Source organism: Nocardioides dokdonensis FR1436 (assembly GCF_001653335.1).
Classification (GTDB): Bacteria; Actinomycetota; Actinomycetes; order Propionibacteriales; family Nocardioidaceae; genus Nocardioides; species Nocardioides dokdonensis.
In genome coordinates, this window is the sequence record NZ_CP015079.1 from 4,341,177 (window position 1) to 4,362,138 (window position 20,962).

At 71.8% G+C, this 20,962-nt stretch carries 22 protein-coding genes; 10 read left to right on the forward strand and 12 right to left on the reverse strand.

The annotated features are described in order from the left end of the window. A complete protein-coding gene (istA, locus tag I601_RS20420; RefSeq protein ID WP_179948550.1) occupies positions 1–1,539 on the reverse strand; it encodes an IS21 family transposase in 1,539 nt (512 codons plus the stop codon). A 113-nt stretch (positions 1,540–1,652) separates the two neighbouring features. Here istA and I601_RS20425 point away from each other — a divergent pair, with 113 nt between their 5' ends. Further along, positions 1,653–1,934, forward strand: a complete 282-nt coding sequence (locus tag I601_RS20425) for a hypothetical protein (RefSeq protein WP_068113955.1) — start codon at positions 1,653–1,655, stop codon at positions 1,932–1,934. Between the two features lie 345 nt (positions 1,935–2,279). Here the strand turns inward: I601_RS20425 and I601_RS21435 are convergent, their stop codons facing one another. From I601_RS21435 to I601_RS20440, 4 genes are all read right to left on the reverse strand, one after another. Next, positions 2,280–2,435, reverse strand: a complete 156-nt coding sequence (locus tag I601_RS21435) for a hypothetical protein (protein WP_169834732.1) — start codon at positions 2,433–2,435, stop codon at positions 2,280–2,282. A gap of 11 nt (positions 2,436–2,446) precedes the next feature. Continuing rightward, positions 2,447–3,475, reverse strand: a complete 1,029-nt coding sequence (locus tag I601_RS20430; protein WP_068113958.1) for a DUF4192 domain-containing protein — start codon at positions 3,473–3,475, stop codon at positions 2,447–2,449. Between the two features lie 14 nt (positions 3,476–3,489). After that, positions 3,490–3,882 carry a single-stranded DNA-binding protein gene (locus tag I601_RS20435; RefSeq protein ID WP_068113961.1) on the reverse strand — a complete coding sequence of 131 codons (393 nt, stop codon included), beginning with the start codon at positions 3,880–3,882 and terminating at the stop codon, positions 3,490–3,492. 237 nt (positions 3,883–4,119) lie between these two features. Further along, a complete protein-coding gene (locus I601_RS20440) occupies positions 4,120–4,575 on the reverse strand; it encodes a hypothetical protein (RefSeq protein ID WP_084527922.1) in 456 nt (151 codons plus the stop codon). A 310-nt stretch (positions 4,576–4,885) separates the two neighbouring features. Here I601_RS20440 and I601_RS20445 point away from each other — a divergent pair, with 310 nt between their 5' ends. The 7 genes from I601_RS20445 to I601_RS20475 all read left to right on the forward strand — a co-directional run bounded on the left by I601_RS20445 (position 4,886) and on the right by I601_RS20475 (position 9,044). Then, positions 4,886–6,463: a ParB/RepB/Spo0J family partition protein gene (locus tag I601_RS20445; protein ID WP_068113968.1), complete on the forward strand. Its 1,578-nt coding sequence runs from the start codon at positions 4,886–4,888 to the stop codon at positions 6,461–6,463. Between the two features lie 95 nt (positions 6,464–6,558). Continuing rightward, entirely contained in the window at positions 6,559–7,563 is a 1,005-nt protein-coding gene (locus I601_RS20450) for a DUF932 domain-containing protein (RefSeq protein ID WP_068113969.1), read from the forward strand. Between the two features lie 76 nt (positions 7,564–7,639). Continuing rightward, entirely contained in the window at positions 7,640–7,936 is a 297-nt protein-coding gene (locus I601_RS20455) for a hypothetical protein (RefSeq protein ID WP_068113972.1), read from the forward strand. Beyond that, on the forward strand, positions 7,933–8,172 hold the full coding sequence (locus I601_RS20460) for a hypothetical protein (RefSeq protein WP_068113975.1): 240 nt from the start codon (positions 7,933–7,935) through the stop codon (positions 8,170–8,172). Before I601_RS20455 ends, I601_RS20460 begins: the two co-directional genes overlap by 4 nt. Then, positions 8,169–8,465 (forward strand): hypothetical protein, encoded by a 297-nt coding sequence (locus I601_RS20465; protein WP_068113978.1) that lies wholly within the window; start codon positions 8,169–8,171, stop codon positions 8,463–8,465. The genes I601_RS20460 and I601_RS20465 overlap by 4 nt, the downstream gene beginning before the upstream one ends. Beyond that, positions 8,462–8,698: a hypothetical protein gene (locus tag I601_RS20470; RefSeq protein WP_068113980.1), complete on the forward strand. Its 237-nt coding sequence runs from the start codon at positions 8,462–8,464 to the stop codon at positions 8,696–8,698. Before I601_RS20465 ends, I601_RS20470 begins: the two co-directional genes overlap by 4 nt. A 115-nt stretch (positions 8,699–8,813) precedes the next feature. Next, complete coding sequence (locus I601_RS20475; RefSeq protein WP_068113983.1) at positions 8,814–9,044, forward strand: hypothetical protein; 231 nt, start codon at positions 8,814–8,816, stop codon at positions 9,042–9,044. Between the two features lie 64 nt (positions 9,045–9,108). Here I601_RS20475 and I601_RS20480 read toward each other — a convergent pair whose 3' ends face one another. Together I601_RS20480 and I601_RS20485 are read right to left on the reverse strand one after the other, a co-directional pair. Continuing rightward, positions 9,109–9,636: a hypothetical protein gene (locus I601_RS20480; protein WP_084528249.1), complete on the reverse strand. Its 528-nt coding sequence runs from the start codon at positions 9,634–9,636 to the stop codon at positions 9,109–9,111. Further along, a complete protein-coding gene (locus tag I601_RS20485) occupies positions 9,614–10,024 on the reverse strand; it encodes a hypothetical protein (RefSeq protein ID WP_068113989.1) in 411 nt (136 codons plus the stop codon). Before I601_RS20485 ends, I601_RS20480 begins: the two co-directional genes overlap by 23 nt. A gap of 299 nt (positions 10,025–10,323) precedes the next feature. Here I601_RS20485 and mobF point away from each other — a divergent pair, with 299 nt between their 5' ends. Both mobF and I601_RS20495 read left to right on the forward strand, forming a co-directional pair. Further along, the gene (gene mobF / locus I601_RS20490) at positions 10,324–16,233 is read left to right on the forward strand and encodes a MobF family relaxase (protein ID WP_068113992.1); all 5,910 of its coding nucleotides are present in this window, start codon (positions 10,324–10,326) and stop codon (positions 16,231–16,233) included. 183 nt (positions 16,234–16,416) lie between these two features. Beyond that, on the forward strand, positions 16,417–16,797 hold the full coding sequence (locus I601_RS20495; protein WP_068113995.1) for a hypothetical protein: 381 nt from the start codon (positions 16,417–16,419) through the stop codon (positions 16,795–16,797). Here the strand turns inward: I601_RS20495 and I601_RS20500 are convergent. From I601_RS20500 to I601_RS20520, 5 genes are all read right to left on the reverse strand, one after another. Continuing rightward, positions 16,794–17,615 (reverse strand): M48 family metalloprotease, encoded by an 822-nt coding sequence (locus tag I601_RS20500; RefSeq protein WP_068113998.1) that lies wholly within the window; start codon positions 17,613–17,615, stop codon positions 16,794–16,796. The two genes, I601_RS20495 and I601_RS20500, sit on opposite strands and share 4 nt — an antisense overlap. A 147-nt stretch (positions 17,616–17,762) precedes the next feature. Continuing rightward, a complete protein-coding gene (locus I601_RS20505) occupies positions 17,763–18,116 on the reverse strand; it encodes a hypothetical protein (protein WP_068104871.1) in 354 nt (117 codons plus the stop codon). A gap of 11 nt (positions 18,117–18,127) precedes the next feature. Next, positions 18,128–18,826: a hypothetical protein gene (locus tag I601_RS20510; RefSeq protein ID WP_237089500.1), complete on the reverse strand. Its 699-nt coding sequence runs from the start codon at positions 18,824–18,826 to the stop codon at positions 18,128–18,130. After that, the gene (locus tag I601_RS20515) at positions 18,823–20,301 is read right to left on the reverse strand and encodes a type IV secretory system conjugative DNA transfer family protein (RefSeq protein WP_068104873.1); all 1,479 of its coding nucleotides are present in this window, start codon (positions 20,299–20,301) and stop codon (positions 18,823–18,825) included. Before I601_RS20515 ends, I601_RS20510 begins: the two co-directional genes overlap by 4 nt. Further along, on the reverse strand, positions 20,298–20,903 hold the full coding sequence (locus I601_RS20520; protein WP_157519771.1) for a hypothetical protein: 606 nt from the start codon (positions 20,901–20,903) through the stop codon (positions 20,298–20,300). The genes I601_RS20515 and I601_RS20520 overlap by 4 nt, the downstream gene beginning before the upstream one ends. Positions 20,904–20,962 lie beyond the last annotated feature (59 nt).

Below are 20,962 nucleotides of genomic sequence, written 5' to 3' on the forward strand. Positions count from 1 at the left end.
TCACGCGATCACCTGCTCGTCGGTGCCCGATGCCTTCACCGGCGCTCCGAGTCGTGCCCACGCGCTCGTGCCCTGGGTCAGCGAGGAGTCCTCACTGGCACGGTGCTCGCCCGAAGCTGGGCGACGGGCGTGGTGGTCCAGGATCGAGGACAGGTCGGCCTCGGCGAACCGGCCGTGCACCGCGGCGTGGCCCAGTGCCCAGTCGACCTCGACGGGGTCGAACAGCTTTGCCAAGGCGAGCGCTTCGGTGATCTTCACCCGCATGCGCGGGGTGCCCGCAGCGGCGGCCTCGACCAGCCACAGCCTCGCGCCTTCGCCCAGGTCGAGGAACTCGGCTTCCGCGGCGTTCTTCGCCCGGGGACGGCGATCCAGCGGCCCTTCGGGCTGGGACGGGAAGTGCTCGTCCTCGATCTTCGGCGTGCCAGGCGTGGCCCGCCGGTGGCGGGCGACCTCGACCGGACCGTCCTCGCCGACGTGGACGATGACGACCTGCTCGTCGGCACCGCGGCCGTGAACCCGGACCCATACGGTTGCGCCGAGCAGGGAGTGCGGCACCGAGTACTGGCCGGACTCGAAGGTCACCATCGGCGTGTTCGGCGGCACCTGCCGTGTGGTGCCGAACGCGACCGTGTGCGGCGTCGCCGGGACCGGGTGCAGCCGGGCACGCTCTTCGGCGAGCATCTCGGCCGGTGGCCGCTTCGTCACCCGGTGGGGTCGGGTGTTGACCTTGTCGCAGAAGTCCACGCAGGCCGCCTCGAGCTCAGCGAAGCTGGCGTACTGGCCACGCAGGTTGGTGTCCTTCGGGACGAGGTCGGCCTTGCTGATCTTCACCGACGACTCGGTGCCGCCCTTCGACGCCGGGTCTGCGGGCACGCAGGTGTGCACGGTCACCGAGTAATGACGTGCGAACGCCACCAGCTGGGGGTTGCGGACCGCGATCCCGGCGATGTGCTCGACCGTGACGGTCTTTTCGTTGTCGGTCAGCACATAGGTCGGCACCCCGCCCAGCAGCCGGAACGCCTGGTCAAGGGCGGCGAAGACGCTCGGCATCGTCTTGTCGCGCAGCGGGATCACCACCCGGAACCGCGACCACGCCAACCACGCGACGAACAGCACCGACTTGACCCCGTCGACCACGGGGCCGTCGCCGTAGTCGTACTGCAGCCACATCCCCGGCTCGGTCACCCACGGGCGGTGCACCCGGATCCGGCCCGCCCGGTAGGCCGCCTTGACCTGTGCGACCGCCCGGCGGGTGGTGCGCTCCGAGCCGGTGTAGCCGAGCGCGACGAGCTTCTCGTGCGCGATGTCGGCGCGGACCTTCCCGTGGCTGCGCTCGACCCACTCCTCGACCTTCGGCAGGTACTCATCGATCAGCTGCGGCCGCGCCACTGGCCGATCCAGCGCGCCGCCGGCAGCACGGCGCTCGACGTAGTGCTTGACCGTGTGATGGGAGCAGCCAGCCAGCTCACCGGCATCGCGCAACGACCCGGTCAGGTCGTAGGCATCCAAGATTTCCATGATCTCCTCGGCAGACTTCAACTCATCCCTTCCTCGGGAGCGACAGGGCGCATCAGCACCGCTCATCGCACCCGAGGAAGGGGCCTCAACCGCGCAGCGCGGCGAGGCAGACGACGTCGTGTCGGGCAGATCCCATGACCGTCAGCGGGCAGTTCTCATGTCCGCCAGCGGGCAGCTTCGTGGCCGTCTCCGGGCAGTTTCTCGTGGCCGCCGACATGGCCGTCGAGGAGCCGACAGTGCTCTACTCGCAGGACGCCACGTACGGCGCGGATCGGCAAGTCCGCGCCGGCGGCGAGTGGGCGGTCGTAGTCAACCCAACGACGCGCGTGCTCATCACCGTGCTGTTCCGCGATCGTGATCGTTGGCTGGCAGCCGACGGCGACACTGAGGGGCCGGTGTTGCGCGATGTCTGCTGATGTGTGGTTGAACGGCCTCGTCGATGACATCCGCCGACGCTCGGTGATGACCCCGGGCACGCTGACCTCGTTGATGGGCCGGGCCGATCACCCGGTGGGGATGTTCCTGCGCGGGCTGACCTCTGACGGCGTGCGGGCACTCCCCCGCTTTCCGGCCCGATCAGGTCCCGCTGCTAGTCGACGCGACCGGCATCACAGGTGGTGAGCACTCCACGATCGGCACGGTGTTCGGCTGGTGGCTTCGCCTTCGGCTCGATCTCCGACCGAGCCTGCTCGAGGACTTCGATGGTCCGAGCGTCTATCCATCGGCCGCGCTCTCCGTCAGCGGCCTCGAAGTCACGGGCGCTACTCATTCGAGCCCCACAGAAGGTCGAGGTCGGGTTCGCGGATGACGTCAAGGCGCTTGTCGGCGGCGTAGGCCGCGGGCTCGGGCACAACGAGGCGGCGCAGCTGTCGCTCGGTGGCGCTGGGCTGCACCGGGGTGTCGTGGTGGTGGTTCATCGCGGTCCTCCTCAGCGGCCCGGGGCCGGGCGGTCGGTGACGGGCTGCGTGCCCGGGATGTCGCGCTGCTGGCCGGGTGGCTTAGGGACGAAGGACTCGTCCAGGTCGGCGGCGATGTCGCGCATCTGGGTCTGGTATCGCTCCCACTCGCGGGGGTGGATGCCGTTCTGCAGGGCCGAGGCGACGATGGCGGCCATGGAGTAGGGCCGGTCGGCGGGCACCTGGTCGAGCGCGCACCATGCCTTGGCGCCGTCGCCGTGCAGCCAGCTGGCGAAGCCAGACATGGAGGCCGGCGCCGCGCGGACCTCGCCCGGGCCGCGGCGGGTGAGGTCGGTCCAGATGGCCATGTGGGAGGTGGAGTTCTCCCGACTCATGTCCTCCCAGAGCGCGTCCCGGGTGCTGATCGTCTCCAGGGCCACGAGCATCCGCGCACCGTCGACATCGGAGAGCCGGTTGCCGTCGGCGTGGAACTGCTCGAGCCGGTCCAGTGCCCACTCCCGCTCCGCAGCGGGTGTGCTGGCCGCGGCCGCCGCTCGAGCCGCGGGGAGCAGCTGGGCGATGGGCTCGCGGTCGCCGACCAACGAGGCGGCCAGGGACTCGCGGCTGGCGGCCGGCTGGGCGGCGCCGGTGAGCACGGTCGCGGCCGCGATCCGCTCAGCGGTCGACGGGGTCTGCAGCCCGGTCTGGCCGGTGTTCAACTCGCGCCAGCGCTCGCCGTCGGACCACAGCCTGATGTGGGTGGTGATGCCGACGTCCTGGAGACGGTTGGACAGGTGCTGGCTGGCCAGCTCGGCGCTGCGGCGGTCCTCGGTCATGCAGATGATGGCCAGGCGGGCACCGGGCCGGGCGTGGCGGCCGTACGGGCCGCTGAGTGCGTCCCAGACCTCCTCGCGATCGGCGGCGGTCCGGGGCAGGTCAACGCGGGTGATCGGCAGTCCGGGCCGGAAGGGCACCAGGACGATCGACTCCTCGGGCTTGAAGCCGAGGACGTGCGGCACCGCGGCGAGCAGCTCGTCCGGGGACTGAACGACGAGATCCATCGGAGCGAACCTCCTCAGCTGGCCTGGGCCGCGTGCGGGGCGCGGTCGATGCGCGCGGACACGTACTTCAGCGAGATGCCGACCTCGCCGAAGCGGTTGTCGACGACCACGACGTCCTTGGTGCGCTTCTCGCCGGTCTCCTTGTCCGGCCAGCTCTCGGTGCGCTCGAGGCCGTGGACGAAGATCGGGTCACCGGATCCGCAGCTGTCGTGTACGTGCGTGGCGGCCGAGCCGAAGATCTTGACGTTGTGGGCGGTGGGCTCGTCGCTGACCCACTCCCCCTGGTCGTTCTGGACCCGGCGGTTGACCAGGACGCGGCAGGTGACGAACGGCTTGTTGTTCTCCCGGGTGTGGTGCAGCTCCGGTGCCTCGGCCAGGTTGCCGGCGAAGGTGACGGTGGTGGACATGACTTCCTCCTAGGTGACTGCGAGACGTTGATGGGTCCCGCAGTCACCTACGTGTCATCCAGGCCCGGCAGCGATCACATCGGCCGAAGTCGTTTCCACCGCTCGAGCCCGGCTGGCGACGCAGCGGGCCCAGGGCACGCAGAAGCGCCCCGACCGGCTCTCGGGTACCGGATCGGGGCGCTGGGAAGCACGCTAGGACCAGGTGCCGACCCAAACTGCCGGCGTCGTCCTCGCCGGCTACCGGGCAGGCCGGCGCCGCGGCGGTCGGTTGCTGAGCTTCTGCGGTGGCGGCGGCAGCTCGCGGCCCAGGCGCCGGCGGGCCTCCTCGGCCGCGACGATCACTGCCTCCTGGGCGAACACCGAACGGGCGAGCATCCGGCCGAGCTCCTGACGGTCGGCCACGAGCGCGTCTTCGACCGCCTCGATGGTCGCGGCGGGCAGGTCGTGCTTCTTGTTGAAGCTCTTGCGGGTCACGCTGACCAGGGCGGGATGCTTCTCGCCCGCGGCCGCGAGCTCGGCCCGCTGCTGCGGCGAGCGCCGGGCGTAGAGCTCGAGCGCCTGGGCGAGCCAGCCAACGAACGAGCCGGGTGAGTCGGCGTCGGTATCCAGGTCTGCGAGGTAGGCCGATCGTGCGAGGTCCCACACGCCGGGTTTCCAGTAGATCCCGACCGGGCTCGTGGTCTGACTCGTCACCTGATCACTCCCCTGGTCTCCTCCGCCGGCGTCGAGCTGCAGCGGCTAACACCAACGCCGCTGCATTCCCGGTCGGGGCCCTGCGCAGCCGTTCCCACCCTCGCTCGACTCCTTCCGTTCCAGCCAGCTACGAGGTGCAGCTGCGCCGCGCCGCCGCAGCGGAGTCCGCGCCCGGTGAGGCCGGGTTTTCCCCACCCTCGCCGGGTGCCCACCTTTCCACAGGTCCGCCCTGTGGCCCGGTAGGCGTCGGCCCCCTCTGGGAGACTTAGTCCTGTCAGTTCTTTCTATTCTACTCATGGAGGACAGCCGCATGACCGACACCATCCAGACCCCCGCCGCGACCGCCACCGACGAGCCCTCCGAGGCCGTCCAGGCTGAGGAGTTCCTGTACCTCGACCCCGCCGAGATCATCATCGGCACGAACGTCCGAACCGACCTGCGCGCCGACCACAAGGAGTTCCGCAAGTCGATCAAGGAGCGCGGCGTGCTGGAGGCCGTCACGGTCTACCGCAACGAGGACGGCCAGTACGTCCTGCTGCGTGGCCAGCGCCGGACCGTCACCGCCGCCGAGGTCGGCACCCCCACCGGCCTGATCCCTGCCCACGTCGTGCCCCAGCCCGCCGACGCCGACCGGATCGGTGACCAGATGGTCGAGAACATCCACCGCGCCGGGATGCGCGAGGCCGAGATCGTCGCAGGCGTCGAGCAGCTGGCCCTGCTCGGCGTGAGCGCCGCGCAGATCGCCAAGCGCACCAGCATCGACCGCCCGACCGTGAACGCCGCCCTGGTGGTCACCAAGGCCGACCAGAGCCGCAACCGGCTCGACTCCGGTGACCTGACGTTGGAGGAGGCCGCGATCTTCGCCGAGTTCGAGCACGACCCCGAGGCCGTCGAGCGCCTGGAGAACGCCAAGCGGTGGCGTCGCTCGCTCGCGCACGAAGCCCAGCGGCTGCGCGACGAGGCCGCCGAGCGCGAGGCCGACGCCGCCGAGGTCGAGCGGCTGCGCGCCGAGGGCCTGCCGGTGCTGAGCGCCGAGGAGGTCGCGGAGGCCGACGAGGTGCTGCGCATCGAGCGGCTGGTCACCGAGGACGGCGAGTCGCTGCCCGAGGAGGAGTGGCCCAACGTTCCCGGCGCTCGCGTCCAGGTCGTCAAGGAGTGGGTCTACCCCGAGGACGAGTACGACGAGGAGCACGAGGACGACAGCGACGAGGAGCACGAGGACGACGAGCCCGCCGAGCCCTACCAGCAGTACGTGCCGGTGTGGGTCGTCACCGACCTCGCCGCCTCCGGCCTGCGTCGTCGCGGCGGCGGGTCCAGCAGCACCGCCAGCGCGGACGAGGGCGGCGAGAGCGAGGAGGAGGCCGAGGCCCGCCGCGAGGAGCGCCGCCGCGTGATCGCCAACAACAAGGCCTGGGCGAGCGCGGAGACGGTGCGCCGCGAGTGGCTGGCCACGTTCGTGGCCCGCAAGACCGCCCCGAATGGTGCCGAGGCCCTGATCTGCGAGACCGTCGTCACCGGCCACCACTCGCTGAGCAAGGCCATGGACCACCGGCACCCGATGCTCTTCACGCTGCTCGGGATCGACGTCCCGACCGGCTACTACGGCGCGGGGCACGAGGAGTGCCACAAGATCGCGACCAAGGCGAGCACGCCGAAGGCCGCGACCATGACCACCCTCGCCGCGATCATCGCCGCGTGGGAGGCCACAACCGGCAAGCACTCGTGGCGCAACCCGACCGCGTGGGACGCCCGCGTGCTCGGCGCGCTCGTGGAGTGGGGCTACCAGCCCAGCGAGGTCGAGCGGATCCTGCTCGGCGAGGAGCCGCAGCCGAGCACCGAGGACGACAGCGACGACGACGCCGACGAGGCCAGCGACAGCGCCGCCTGATCGGCTCCCCTCCCCCACCTGAGGGCGGTTCTTCCTGTGGAGAACCGCACTCAGTGGAATAGAAACCATAGAATGAACTCAGTGAGGACCCCGACATGTCACACGAGATCGAGACCCACGGCACGCAGGCCGCAGCCGTCTTCGCCCGCAAGGACGCCTGGCACCGCCTGGGCACCACCGTCCGTGACCGCGCGTTCACCGCCGAGGAAGCCATGAGGCTCGGCCACCTGGGCGGCTGGGACGTCCGCAAGTTGCCGCTCACCACCGCCGAGGTCAGCGAGGGCGGCGTCACCGCGATCGAGGTCCCCGGCTTCGCCACGGTGCGCACCAACCCGTTCACCGGAGCGCCCGAGGCGCTCGGCGTCGTCGGCGGCGGCTACACCCCGCTGCAGAACGAGGACCACGCCGAGTTCCTGAACCTGCTGGCCGACGAGTCGGGCGCGATCTTCGACACCGCCGGGTCGCTGCGCGGCGGACGGCAGGTGTTCATCACCATGCAGCTGCCGGACTCGTTCACGGTCGGCGGCACCGACCGCGTCGACCTCAACATCGCCGCGCTCAACAGCCACGACGGCTCAAGCGCGTTCCGCATCCTCGTCACCCCGGTCCGCGTCGTGTGTGCGAACACCCAGAGCGCGGCCCTGCGCAACCACGAGTCGTCGTTCTCGATCCGGCACACCCGCAACGCCAAGGCCGCTGTGCAAGCCGCCCGCGACGCGCTCGGGCTGACGTTCACCTACGTCGACGCGTTCCAGGTCGAGGCCGAGCGGCTGATCCAGCAGACCATGACCGACGCCGCGTTCGATGCCCTGATCGACGCCACGTTCGGCAAGGCCGAGGCCAACGCCACCAAGCGAGTCCGCGAGACCGAGCGCCGCCGCCGCTCCCGGCTGCACTGGCTGTTCGCCGACGCCGACACCCAGGCCGGCATCCGCGACACCGCGTGGGCCGGCTACCAGGCCGTGGCCGAGTACGTCGACCACTACGCCCCGGTCCGCACCAAGGGCGACGAGCACACCGCCCGCGCCACGCGGGTGCTCACCAGCGACGACCCCGACCGGATCAAGCGCCGCGCCTGGACCGCGCTCGCCCCGGCCTGACCATCTCGCCACTTCCTCCGGTGGCGGGCTGAGACCCCGAGTCCGGCCCGCCACCGGCCCAACCGAAGGAGGAGCCATGACCGACACGACCACCCACGCCAGCGCCGCCCCGACGACGCCCGACAGCACGCCGGTGGAGTGGCACACCGCAGACGCCGACGACCGCTGGCCGGGTCGCTGGACCGCGCACAACGCCAGCGTCCACGCGCACGGGCGCATCTACCTGATCCGGATCACGCCCGGTGACCACGCGACCTACCTCGCCCCGGGGTTCTACGCCGACGTCGACGGCGGCTACGGGCAGCACTGGGCGATCAGCACCCGCACGCTCGACGAGGCCAAGCGCCGCGCAGTCGAGGACGTCCTGCGATGAGTCAGCCGACCGCCACGCCCGCCGACGTCGACGCCAGCGCCGCCAAGGACCGGCACACCCTCAGCGAGACGGCCTGCGACCTGATCGTCATCGAGCACCGGCTGCGCGACGTACGCCGCTGGACCCCCGAGGCCGCCCGCGCCCACCTGGACGCCGCCCTGTCCAGTGTCGCCACGGCACTGGACGCCCTCCACGCCGAGCACACCCACCGCACCACCGAACAGGAGCAGTCATGACCGAGCAGACCCAGCCGGACCCGACCGGCACCGTGATCAGCGCGGACGACCAGCGCGCCATCCGCGTCACCATGAACGCAGTTCCCTACGCGGCTGACCTTCGCGTGCCGATCCCGCCACGCGGAGACGTCAGCGCACGCGACGTTGTCGCCTTCCTCGACGGACTGCGGGAGGTGTTGACCGAGGTCGCCGCACGAGCCGACGATCAGCACCGGCGTCTGCTCACCCTGGAGGCCGACGTGGAGGCGTTCCGCCGCCTCATCGGCACCGCGCCCGCCGAGGTGACCCCATGAGCGCGCACATCGAGTGGCTGGCCGCTCGCGACGTCCAGGTGTTCACCCCCGGCGAGGACTGGGTGGGTGCCGGTGAGCATCGTCAGCCGGTCCTCACCCTCGCCGGTGACGACGTGGTGGCGATCCAGGGCACGCCCGCCGAGTTGCGGGCGCTGGCTGCCCGGATCACCGCCGTGGCGACCGCCGCATCCGGGCGGCTCGACCTCGCCGCCCGGGAGGACCAGCCCGCATGAGCGACGACGCCACCCTGCGCGCTCTGGAGGCACGCGCCACGCCCGGCCCCTGGACTCCGGACGGCGACAAGATCCGCGCCACCGCGCCGACGCCCTGCTGCCCGACAACGTCCTCGTGGCCTACTGCACCGGGCACGACCACCGGCTTGGCCTCAAGACCACCGGCCCTGCCGCCGACGTCGAGTTCATCGCCGCCGCCCGTGACGCGCTCCCCGACCGTCTCGACCGACTCGACCGCATCCGCGATCTTCACGCCAAGTGGGGCGAGCAGTCGCCCGAGGATGCTGACGGCTACCTCGACCTGTGGGAGACGCTCGGTCGCCTCCTCGACGGCGAGCCCGCCTGACCCTCACCCACAAGGCCGTCCGTAGCGCTGTCCGCTGCGGGCGGCCTTCTGCGTCGGCCCAACCTCACCAGAGCGTCAGTTGCTCGCCCAGCAGCTCCTGGAGCCGCGCGAGGTCGTCGGCCACCAGCTGCGGGTCCTCGCGCGCCAGGTCGCGCAGTTCCCGCGCCCGCCGTCGCGGCCCGCGCGGATCTGCCAGCGGGCTGTACGGCAGCCGCCGCTGCACCGACCACTCCCGGCGGTTCTGCGCCGCGCTCGACACCACGACGTGATCCGGTGCGATCCGCTGGCACAGCGGGTTGTGACACCGATGCCCGAGCAGCCGCGCCTCCCCGAGCGCGTCCACCCCGTTCATCACCGCGAACGCGAACCGGTGCGCGATGATCACCCGCCCTGGCGCGTACCAGAACCGGCCATGTCCGCCTCCGTCCGTGCGCTCACGATCGGACCGACCGGCAACCGCGCCGGTCCACCACAGGCACTCGCTCCCCGGCACCGTGGCGACCTTCGCCCGGTACCGCGCGAGCACGGCCGGATCGGTGATCGATGCCGCGACCGCCGCGAGGCCGGCGTCATCCAGCCGACGAACCGGCACCCGCTCCCCCACTCCCAGCGGTCGCCAGCGCCGCATCGTCGCCGCCCTGCGCGCCGTCACGGTCGCTGTCCTGCTCGCCGTCGTCGCCTGCCTGCGGCTCACTGGCGAGCCGCCGCAGTCGCGTCGCCTCGCGCACGGTGATCGTCTCGCCGCACCACTCGACGGCCTCGCCCAGGGACAGGCCCTCGCGCTCGGTCAACTCCCGCAGCGCCTCACCCGCGCGCTTCTCGGTCTCGGCCACCGCCGCGTCGCGCTCACCGATCGCGACCATGACCCGCTCGGCCAGGTCGATCACCCGGCGCTCCCGCTCCTCGCGCTCGCGCCGCCGCTTCTCGGCCATCTCCCGCGCCGTACGCCGCGCCTGCTGCTTGATCGTCTGCTGACTCATCCGGTCCTCACTCGTGTCGACATGGACTCTGACAGTCACCTACGACATTTCCCGGACCCCGAGCGATCACAGAACCGCAGAAACCTTCAAACCCGCTCCCTCGACCCGTTCAGCCCACCCGATCCGAACCCGACGCCCCAGCCGTCACCCACGCCCCTCAGCGTCCCCCCAGATTTCAGCGACCGACCAAGTGCCACACACCTCTTGCATTCTCGGTCCGCAGAATAGAAAGAACTGAGTAGAAATCTGGCCGAAAGTGATCGCCCGCCGCGCCCGCGCGCACGTAGGTGACCGTGACGATGAGCCTCCACAAGCTGACGGCGGGGTCGGGGTACGACTACCTGACCCGCCAGGTCGCAGCAATGGACGCCACCGACAAGGGCCACACCGGGCTGGCGAGCTACTACACCGAGAAGGGCGAGACCCCCGGCGTGTGGGTCGGCTCCGGCATGGAAGGCATCGAGGGACTCGATGCCGGCGACATCGTCACCGCCGACCACATGCAGAGCCTGTTCGGCTCCGGGCACCACCCGCTGGCCACCCAGCGGACCAAAGAGCTGGACCTGCGGATCGGCCGCGATGAGGCCGAGCGGCCGACCGAGGCGGACTACAAGACCGCCGCCCGGCTCGGCACTCCCTACAAGGTCTACGACAACGACATCAGCCCATTCCGGATCGAGGTCGCCAAGCGCATCGCGGCGTTGAACGAGGCCGCCGGCCTCCCCGGCGACTACCCCGTCCCCGCCGCAGAGCGCGCCAGAATCCGTACCGAGGTGGCGGCTGAGTTCTTCCGCGCCGAACACGGCCGCGAACCCGCCGACGCCCGCGAGCTCGCCGCCACGATCGCCAAGCACTCCCGCCCCAAGACCAACGCAGTCGCCGGCTACGACCTGACCTTCTCCCCCGTCAAGAGCGTCTCGACCCTGTGGGCAATCTCCGACCCGAAGACCGCCGCGGTGATCGAGCGCGCCCACCAGGCCGCGGTCAAGGACGCACTGAACTTCATCGAGACCAAGGCACTGTTCACCCGCCAGGGCACCAACGGCGTACGCCAGGTCGACGTCCGCGGCCTGGTCGCCACGGCGTTCACCCACCGCGACTCCCGCGCCGGAGACCCCGATCTGCACACGCACGTCGCCGTCGCCAACAAAGTCCAGACCCTCGACGGCAAATGGCTGGCCATCGACGGCCGGCCGCTGCACAAGGCGGTCGTCTCGGCCTCGGAGACCTACAACACCGCGCTCGAGCGGCACCTGGTCGACGCCCTCGGCGTGCGGTTCGAGGAGCGCCCGAACCAGGACGCCCGCAAGCGGCCGGTGCGTGAGATCGTCGGCGTCGACCCCGACCTGAACCGCCGGTTCTCCAAGCGCCGCGCCAGCGTCGAGGACCGCCGCAAGATCCTCGCCGCGGCGTTCCAGGCCACCCACGGCCGGCCCCCGACCCCGGTAGAGACCATCCAGCTGTCCCAACAGGCGACGCTGGAGACCCGCGAGGCCAAACACGAGCCCCGCTCGCTGGCCGAGCAGCGCGAGACCTGGAACCGCGAGGCCGTCGAGGTGCTCGGCACACCGCAGCGGGTCAAGCAGATGGTCCACGGGGCACTCAACCCAAAGGGCGCGGCCCGCTCCCTGGCCGACTCAGCCTGGTTCGCCAAGACCACCGACCGCATCGTGGCCACGATGGAAGGTGGCCGGAGCACCTGGCAGTACTGGCACGTCTACGCCGAAGCCCAGCGGCAGGTCCGGGCCGCCAACGTGCCCACCAACCAGGTCTCCCAGGTGGTCGACCTGCTGGTCAGCGAGGTCCTCGACGGCCACTCGGTGAGCATGGCCCGCCCCTGGGACACCATCAGCGAGCCGGTCCAGCTGCGCCGCGCAGACGGGTCCTCGGTCTACACCCAGGCAGGCGCCGACCTGTTCACCTCGAGCAAGGTACTGGCCGCCGAACAGCGCCTGGTCGACGCCGCCGGCCGCCCCGACGGATACGCCGTCGAGGCGTCCTCGGTCGACCTGGCACTGCTGGAGTCGACCGCCAACGGCATCACCCTCAACGCCGGACAGGCCACGCTGGTACGGGAGATGGCCACCTCCGGCGCCCGGCTCCAGCTGGCGATCGCCCCCGCCGGATCGGGCAAGACCACCGCGATGCGAGCCCTGGCCAGCGCCTGGACCGACGGCGGCGGCACCATCATCGGCCTCGCTCCCTCAGCGGCGGCCGCGGACGCCCTGCGCTCCCAGATCGACACCCAGACCGACACCCTGGCCAAGCTCACCCACTCCCTCGAGCAGGCCCGGCAGACCGGTGCCGCGATGCCGGACTGGGTCGCCGGCATCGACTCCCCCACCCTCGTCGTGATCGACGAGGCCGGCATGGCCGACACCCTCTCCCTGGACGCCGCCGTCTCCTACATCCTCGAGCGCGGCGGCAGCGTCCGCCTGATCGGCGACGACCAGCAGCTCTCCGCGATCGGCGCCGGCGGCGTACTCCGCGACATCCAAGCGACCCACGGCGCGCTCCAGCTGACCGAACTGGTCCGGTTCACCGACCCCGCCGAGGGCGCAGCGTCGCTAGCCCTGCGCGATGGCAAGAGCGAGGCGCTCGGCTTCTACCTCGACCGCGACCGGGTCCACGTCGGCGACCTGGCCACCATGACCGAGGAGGTCTTCGCCGCCTGGCAGGCCGACCGCGCCGCCGGGCTGGACTCGATCATGCTCGCCCCCACCCGCGACCTGGTCAGCGAGCTGAACCAGCAGGCCCGCGCCCACCGCCTCGACGGGATCGACCCGGCCGACGTCGCCAGCAGTGGCCCGGTGCGGCGGCTCGCCGACGGCAACGAGGCGTCGATCGGCGAGCTGATCATCACCCGCGAGAACGACCGCCGGCTGCGCACCTCGGCCACCGACTGGGTGAAGAACGGCGACCGCTGGACCGTCCTGGAGATCCACGACGGCGGCGACCTGACCGTCCAGCACACCCAGCACGGCCGCACCGTGCGACTGCCCAGCGAATACGTCGCCAAGGCCACCGAGCTCGGCTACGCGTGCACCGTGCACACCGCCCAGGGCGTCACCGCCGACACCATGCACGGCCTGACCACCGGCACCGAGTCGCGCCAGCAGCTCTACACGATGATGACCCGCGGCGCGCACGCCAACCACGTCTACCTCGAGGTCGTCGGCGACGGCGACCCGCACTCGGTCACCCACCCGACCCTGGTCCGGCCGCTCACCCCCACCGACATCCTCGAGTCGATGCTGGCCCGCGACGACGCCCAGCGGTCCGCGACCAGCCTGCTCCGCGAGCAGGCCGACCCGGCCACCCGGCTCGGCGAAGCCGCCCAGCGCTACCTCGACAGCCTCTACGTCGCCGCCGAGGACCTGCTGCGCCACGACACCACCACCGGCGTCGACGGCACCACGGTCAACATGGTCGACGCGCTGGACACCGCCGTCGAGACACTGACTCCCGGGCTGTCCGATGAGGCCGCCTGGCCCACCCTGCGCGCCCACCTGCTGCTGCTCGGCGCGGCCGGCGAGAACCCCGTCGAAGCGCTCCGGGCCGCCGCCGGCGACCGGGAGCTGGAGAGCGCACGCGACCGTGCCGCGGTCCTGGACTGGCGCCTGGACGCCTCCGGCCTGCGCAACGCGGGCGCCGGCCCGCTCCCGTGGATGCCCGGGATCCCGGCACGTCTGGCCGAGGACCCGCACTGGGGTGCCTACCTCGCCCAGCGCGCGCACCTGGTCGAGCAGCTCGCCGACCAGGTCCACACCCGCGCCTCCGAACAGGCCTCGCTGCCGGTGTGGGCCCAGAACGGCATCCGCCCCGAGGCCACCACGGTGGCCGACGTCGAGGTCTGGCGCGCAGCCATGCAGGTCCCCGCCGACGACCGGCGACCGACCGGCGCCCCGCAGCTGCAGAAGGCACCGGCGACCTGGCAGCGGCGACTCAACCGGGCCGTCAGCGGTGACCACACGCCGGCCCTCAAGGAATGGCGCCAGCTGCTCTACTCGCTCGCCCCGCAGGTCCGCGACGACGAGTTCACCCCGCTCCTGGCCGAGCGGCTGGCCGCGATGTCTCGCGCCGGCGTCACGGCTCACGAGCTGCTGCGCACCGCCGCCGCACCCGATCACCCGGCGGGCGCGCTGCCCGACGAGCTCGCCGCGGCCGCGCTCTGGTGGCGCATGGCCCGCCACCTCACACCCGCGGTCGCCGCCCAGATCGGCGACGGCTCCCACGGCGAGAGCGTCACCACCGACTGGGCGCCGCGGCTCGCGGACCTGTTCGGTCCCGAGCGCGCCGCGAGCATCCAGGCCAGCACCTGGTGGCCCGCGCTGGTCTCCAACGTCGACCAGGGCCTGCAGCGCGGATGGCAGGTCGAGGCCCTTCTGGGCGCCGGCCGGGCGCTGCCGAGCGACGGCTGGGAGGGCGTCGACGAGTGCCAGGCACTGGTCTGGCGGACCTCGATCGCGCTGGAGACCGCTCCCGACGAGCACGCGCACGAGTACCACTTCGAGGAGCCGCCCGCGGACCTGTGGGAGGGCATCGAACCCGACCAGGCGATGTTCGTCGACCAGTCCGACGACATCCCGTGGCCGCTTGCTGAGGACCCCGACACGGACCTCGAGCCCCCCGTCGACCTGGTCGACGAGCACCAGGTCGACGCGCTCGAGGAGGACCTAGTCGACGTCGACGAGGACCAGAACATCGAGAGCGACCTGACGCTGGCCGCCTACATCCGCGACCTCGGCGGCACCCGGCTGGAGCCCACCGACGCCGATATCCGGCTCATGTACCAGCGGGCCGAGGAGTGGCACTCCTCCCCCGTCACGCGTGAGCGCATGGTCGAGATCAACGAGCTCACACAGACCTTCTTCGAGTCCCGGTTCACCGACTCGTGGGGCCGCGACTACCTCACCGGCCGGTTCGGCGTCGACCTCGCCGGCGACGAGCGGTTCCGCCCCGGTCAGGCTCCGGCCGGCTGGACCAACCTGGTCGACCACCTCCGCGGCCGCGGCGTCAGCGACGCCGAGATGCTCGCCACCGGCGTCGCTGTGGAGGCACGGACTGGTCGCCTCATCGACCGGTTCCGTGACCGCGTGATGTTCCCGGTGATCCACCAGGGCGAGGTGCTCGGCTTCGTCGGCCGCCGCCGCCCCGATCTCACCGATGACGACAAGGCCGGACCGAAGTACCTCAACACCGCCGACACTCCGCTGTTCCACAAGGGCGCGCAGCTGTTCGGTGTCGTCGACGAAGTGCTCGCCGAGGGCGCCGTCCCGGTGATCGTCGAGGGCCCGATGGACGCGGTCGCCGTTACGATCGCCAGCGCCGGCCTCTACCTCGGCGTGGCCCCGCTCGGCACGTCCCTGACCGATGAGCAGGCCGCCCAGTTGGCCGCCGTCGGCCGCGACCCGATCGTGGCCAGAGACGCCGACCTGGCGGGCCAGGTCGCGGCCGAGCGCGACTTCTGGATGCTGACCCCGCACGGCATGGACCCCGGCTACGCCCGGTTCCCCGACGGACTCGACCCTGCCGACCTGCTCGCTCAGCGCGGCCCGGCCGCGCTCACCGCTGCGGTGGCCAGCGGCCAGCCCGCCTTCCGGTCCCTGGGCGACCAGCTCCTCACCGAGCGGCTCGACAACCCCCTCGGCGCCGAGCAGGGGCCGGTGGCCGCCATGCGGGTCATCTCGGCCCGTCCCAGCCGGGCCTGGGAGCCGGGCGTCAACCAGGTGCGCGCACGGCTGCAGCTCTCCCAACTGCAGGCCGGCCGGGACCTGCGGGACGCGGTCAAGACGTGGGACGCCGACCCGCGGAAGGCTGCGCTGGCCGAGCTGCACAAGAGCAGCGAGGTCCGTGCCCGACTCTCGGCCGCGGACGAGAAGACGCCGGCCGAGCGGTGGGCGCCGCTGGCCCGCGAGCTCGACCCGCGCCTGCTCGAGCAGGGCGACTGGCCGGCCACCGCAGCGATGCTGCAGCAGGCCCACGAGCACGGTCACGACGTCGGCGCCGCCACCCGTGCCATCGTCGCCGAGAAGCCCCTGGGCGACAGCCCCGCACGCGACCTGCGCTACCGGATCGTCTCCCGTCTGGAGATCCCGATCGACACCGACGAGAGCATCCCGGCGCCGACCACGTCGCAGGGAGCCGCGCGCGACCGGCAGGACGTCAACCGCCCGCGGCCGCCGCGGCGCGGCACTCCGCGACGCTGACTGGACGGACTGTCCGGCTTCCGTCAGTAGTCTTGGGCGCCCACTCCCCCGGCCGATCAAGGTGTCATGTCTGCCACGAAGCGACCCCGGCGTGCGACGCGCGCTCAGGTGCGGCAGTTCCTTGCCGTCGCCGGCTACGCAGGTACCCCGCCGGACGAGCTGGTCGACGCGTAGGTAGATCTGGTGGGCGCCGCAGGGCGCCCCGGGCTGCCGCGGCACCGGCTGGCGGTGCATCTGACCGCGCAGTCTCCGGGCTGGGTCGCCCCCGCAATAGACGTCTTCGAGACAGGGTGGCGAGAGCAGCAGCAGGCGCGCGAAGAGGCCGCCGCCACCGCGCGGACCGCAGTCGATCGTGACGCCGAGCGGGCCAAGGCGTACGTCGCCGGCGTGTGGGAACGCACCGGCGCCGGCCCGACGTGGACCGAGCTCGGTGACGCGCTCGGCTGGGCGCCGGCCTTGCGGGAGCGGATCATCCGGACTCTCGCGCGTGAGGGAGTGCTGTCCTACAGCCCCGAGCCGCGGTCGCTGGCCGTGGCCGGTGGTGCCGGCGGCGTCGAGGGCTAGTCGGCCGCCTGGTCGACCAGGTGGCGGCGCATGGCGGCGAGCCGTGCCTGCGGCTCAGGGTGGGTGGCGAACCAGCGTCGCTCGAGCCGCGCCCACGCTCGGCCGAGACCACCATCAGGCAGCAGCCGGGCGACGTTGTCCTCGTAGAACCGCATCAGCTCGGCGGCCGCGTCCAGGTCACGCGTCAGGTCGACGGCGAACAGATCGGCGGCGATCTCCTCCCGCCGGTCGAAGGCGACGCGCAAGCCCAGGAACGCGACGGCGGCAGTCATCGTGGCCAGCATCGCCGGGCCGGCCAGCTGCGGCGCAGCCGCGAGCGCCGTGATCGTGAGGCCGCCGCCGGCGAGCACGAGCACCAGGTAGCCGAGCAGCCACGCGTAGTGCGCCGCGGCCGAGGTCCGATCACGTCGGATGACGTGGGCGAGCTCGTGGGCAGCCAGGCTCTGCACCGCGGCACAGCTGAGCCCGGTGAGTGCGGCCCGTGCGAACACCACGGTGGCCGGGTGTCCCGCTCGGAAACGGGTCACCGCCAGTCCGCCGTCGCCCACGACGCGGTCCGCGTCGCCGGTAGGCGCACCGAGGATCGCGACGACGTCGGTGCCAGGCGCTGCGATGTCCGCGAGCTCCGCGACGGCCGCCATCGCCGCGGCGGCCCGCTGCTGCAGCGCCTGGTCGACCGGCTCGGCGCCGCGGCGGGTGCGCCAGCCCTCCGACCAGGCGACCAGGACCTTGGCCAGCGTCGCGACCACCAGGACGGCGCCACCCAGGTAGGCGATCGCCGCGACGATGAGGAGGGCGTAGGCCACGGGGTCGGGCATGGCTCTAGGCCTTGACGGCCGCAGTGGCGGGATCGCTCAGAATCGCTCGGAGACAACGCGCTGGCGCCACCGTGCCCGGTAGGCCGGGTTCCCGGTCTCTCAGCGGCGTTCTGAGGCCGATTCGCGCACCGGGTGCAGGCGTCGGCATCATCTCGACGCGGTGGGAGCGAGTCCCACATCGTGCGCCGGCGTCGTCGACACAGGCGCACGGTCCTCGGCCGCGCGGCCGCGGGCGGCTGTCGCGGGCTCCTCGAGGTCCTCGCTCGGCTCCACCAGCTGGCGGTGCTCCTCGGCGCTGGGGACGCCGTAGCGACGCTCGGCCATCGCCTCGACCTGCGCCACGGCGTTCCACACGTGTTCGCCGGAGCTGTGGGAGTAGCAGGCGTTGAGGTGCTCGCGCGCGTGGCCGAGCTCCTTCTTGCTCGAACGCGGGTGCTCGCCGAGGGCCTTGAGAGCGCGCTGCGCGCGACCGATGGCCTCGGAACGCTCCTTCGTCTGCATCGTTGCCTCTGTCATTCCCTCGGTCCCTTCTCAGTTCGGGTGCGCGGCTGCGCACCGAGCGGGTCGTCCTTGATCTCGCCGGTGTCCAGGTCGACCTCGACGAGACGCGGTCGACCGACCGGCTCGGGCTGCTCATACGCCCGTCGGCTGGCGGGCAGCGCGTCGACGTCGTGGGCGAAGGCGTTCTCGCGCCGCTGGGTGCTGGCCTCGCCCAGGTGCTCGTTGTGTCGCGGCTTGGCCGGCCAGTTCTTGTGCTCGTCGTCGCAGTGGGCCCGCAGCCTGTTCCGCATGCGGTCGGTGAAGCCGGGCAGGCAGTAGCGGTGCCACTCCTCGAGCGCGTCGCTGGTCATCGCCAGTCCGGCGCGGCGGCGCTGGTCGGCCAGCACCGCGATCTCGTGGACCAGGTGCGGGTGCAGTGGCCAGCAGCTGGGGATGAGCCCGGAGACGTCCCAGGTGTACTCGCGGTTGAGCCAAGCCACGACATCCTCGAGCCACTCCCACAGCTGGTGCCGCAGCTCGGGGTCCAGGCACATGGCCGGCTCCCAGGGCCGCGGCAGCAGGGCGTGGTTGCCCAGGACCTTCTTCTGCTCCTCGGTGCCGTTGATGGCGATGTGGAGCTCGCGGTAGGCCAGCCGGACCCGCTCGCCGGGCACGGGGAACGGGAACACCATCGGGCTGGGTGCGGCCCGTCGGGCCTGTTCGGTCGTCACAGCTCACTCCTTGTTGGTTCGGTCTCGTCGTCGACGAAGCCGAGGCGGCGCGCCTCGACGAGGGCGGCGGTGGCCCGGGCCTCGGGGGTGATGACCATGCGGCGGTCGTTGGTGAGCCGCGCGCGCAGCGTCCGCTGGTCGGCCAGGAGCCGCTCGCCGGCCTTGCCCTCCACGCAGCGGTGCAGCTTGGCGATGATCGGCTTGCCGTTCTCGGCGATCACCAGTGCCCGTCGCTCGGGGAGCTGGCGGACCTCCTCGGGACGCATGATGGGGATGTCGTCGCCGGAGAAGTTGCGGCTACCGCCGTTGAACCCCCCGGTGGAGTGGGTGACGCGACCGATGCGGACTGTTCCGAGCAGGTCGGAGATCTCCTGGTTGAACGCGACGTCCTTCGACCCGCCGAACATCACCAGGGTGTTGGTGAGCCCGAGCAGTGCCCGGGCCTCGTGCTCGCCGAAGATGCTGGTCAGCTGGGGACGAGTCTGGGCGGCCCAGATGAACGACAGGCCCAGGGCGCGCTCGTTGGCCATCCGGGTGCGCAGGGTCGGCAGCGGTGCGGTCGATGGCAGCTCGTCGAGCACCGAGACCAGCGGCGGGCACAGCCGGCCGCCCCACGGTGAGCTGTTGGCCAGCAGCAGCCCGGTGTCCAAGACGTGCTCGGCCACCGCGGTCATCAGCGGGCTGGCCGAGGCGTAGGGGTCTTCGCGGCCCAGGAGGTAGATGGTGCCGCGTCGACGGATCACGTCGGCCAGGTCGGTAGCCGGGTGCCCGTGGCTGGGGACGCAGCGGCGGCGGATGTCGGCCTGAAAGAACAACGACACCGCCTGCTGCACCGTGGTGATCGTGTTGCCGGCGGTGCGGTCGTCGCCGTTGAGCGCCCCGTGCAGCAGGCCGTGCCAGAACGGCTCGGCGTGCGGGTGCCGGCGCAGGATCTCCATCGGCTGGCTGGCCGCGGTCGGGTTCGCGACCCACTGCAGGACGTCCTCGAGGGTCTTCCCGGTCAGGGCCGCGGCGTGGAAGTAGCCCTGCAGCACCTTCGCCGACTCCGCGGCGTAGAACCGGGCGGCATCGTCCCCGGTGCCGCCGGTGATCGCACCCTTGACGGTGCCGGCGGTGAAGGCCTTGGCTCGCCGCTCGGCGACCTTGGGGTCCACACAGCCGGCGATCGGGTCCCAGATCAGCTCGTCGACGACGCCCTCGGCCAGCCCGAACGGGTCGAGGACCACGCACGGCCGGTCGTCGCGGGAGCGTTCGGTGAGGCTCAGCACCAGGTCCTCGACCTTCGTCAGGGTGACCAGGGCAGCGCCCGGGGCACTGAGCAGCGCCGGGGTGAGCAGGTCGAGGGTCTTGCCGGAGCCCTGCGGGCCAATGACGCCGGCGGTGCGGTCCCACGGCACCCACAGCTCGCCGCCACGCGGCTCGTGCGCGTCCCCGATGCGCCAGCCCACGTCCCACGGGTTAAACCTCAGCTTCATCGCTCCTCCTCCTTCGTCCGGCGGCCGTTCAGGAGCCACGGGCTGAGCCCGTGGCCGAGCTGCGGCCCGGTCTGTTCGGTGAGGTCGCCGGCGGTGCGCTGAACGGGTGCCCCCGTGGCGGTGGCGTGCTTGCCGTAGAGGTCGGGGCGGACGATGCCGGCGACCTTGCGCAGCCGAGTGACGCCCAGGATCTTCTCGGCCTCTGCGGCGGTGGCCATGCCGCGCATGCGTCCCGGGCCCCACCGCTGGTAGGCCCAGACGCCGACCCAGATGCTGGCGCTCAGCAGCGCGACCTCGGTCATCGCGAGGCTGACCCACACCAGGCCGCGGCCAGCCAGGCCGTCCGGTGTCGGTGTGGGCAGGCCGGCGTCGGCGTGCCCGCCGACCACGCCGGGGAGGCTGGTCCAGAAGGCGGTGCCGATCGGTGAGGGGAACGCGCCGGCGTTGGCGTCGGGCCAGGTCCAGCCGGCGCCGGTAAGTAGGTTCGCGACGGAGCGGCCCAGCTGGATGCCGATCACGACGACGAACAGGGCCGCCAGGGCCACGGCTACAGGGATCTCCCAGGTCCAGGGGTAGGGGTCGCGTCGTCGCTCTCGCTGCATTGGATTCCACCTCCAGGAATCGTGGGTGGTCGAAGTTCTGGCTGGTCACCTATGTGTCG

What these genes read in the sequence shown, in the direction of transcription:
- I601_RS20425 (WP_068113955.1), top strand. Translation starts at nt 1,653, where the DNA reads ATGACCGTCAGCGGGCAGTTCTCATGTCCGCCAGCGGGCAGCTTCGTG.
- I601_RS21435 (WP_169834732.1), bottom strand. Translation starts at nt 2,435, where the DNA reads ATGAACCACCACCACGACACCCCGGTGCAGCCCAGCGCCACCGAGCGA.
- I601_RS20430 (WP_068113958.1), bottom strand. Translation starts at nt 3,475, where the DNA reads ATGGATCTCGTCGTTCAGTCCCCGGACGAGCTGCTCGCCGCGGTGCCG.
- I601_RS20435 (WP_068113961.1), bottom strand. Translation starts at nt 3,882, where the DNA reads ATGTCCACCACCGTCACCTTCGCCGGCAACCTGGCCGAGGCACCGGAG.
- I601_RS20445 (WP_068113968.1), top strand. Translation starts at nt 4,886, where the DNA reads ATGACCGACACCATCCAGACCCCCGCCGCGACCGCCACCGACGAGCCC.
- I601_RS20450 (WP_068113969.1), top strand. Translation starts at nt 6,559, where the DNA reads ATGTCACACGAGATCGAGACCCACGGCACGCAGGCCGCAGCCGTCTTC.
- I601_RS20455 (WP_068113972.1), top strand. Translation starts at nt 7,640, where the DNA reads ATGACCGACACGACCACCCACGCCAGCGCCGCCCCGACGACGCCCGAC.
- I601_RS20460 (WP_068113975.1), top strand. Translation starts at nt 7,933, where the DNA reads ATGAGTCAGCCGACCGCCACGCCCGCCGACGTCGACGCCAGCGCCGCC.
- I601_RS20465 (WP_068113978.1), top strand. Translation starts at nt 8,169, where the DNA reads ATGACCGAGCAGACCCAGCCGGACCCGACCGGCACCGTGATCAGCGCG.
- I601_RS20470 (WP_068113980.1), top strand. Translation starts at nt 8,462, where the DNA reads ATGAGCGCGCACATCGAGTGGCTGGCCGCTCGCGACGTCCAGGTGTTC.
- I601_RS20485 (WP_068113989.1), bottom strand. Translation starts at nt 10,024, where the DNA reads ATGAGTCAGCAGACGATCAAGCAGCAGGCGCGGCGTACGGCGCGGGAG.
- mobF (WP_068113992.1), top strand. Translation starts at nt 10,324, where the DNA reads ATGAGCCTCCACAAGCTGACGGCGGGGTCGGGGTACGACTACCTGACC.
- I601_RS20500 (WP_068113998.1), bottom strand. Translation starts at nt 17,615, where the DNA reads ATGCCCGACCCCGTGGCCTACGCCCTCCTCATCGTCGCGGCGATCGCC.
- I601_RS20505 (WP_068104871.1), bottom strand. Translation starts at nt 18,116, where the DNA reads ATGCAGACGAAGGAGCGTTCCGAGGCCATCGGTCGCGCGCAGCGCGCT.
- I601_RS20515 (WP_068104873.1), bottom strand. Translation starts at nt 20,301, where the DNA reads ATGAAGCTGAGGTTTAACCCGTGGGACGTGGGCTGGCGCATCGGGGAC.
- I601_RS20520 (WP_157519771.1), bottom strand. Translation starts at nt 20,903, where the DNA reads ATGCAGCGAGAGCGACGACGCGACCCCTACCCCTGGACCTGGGAGATC.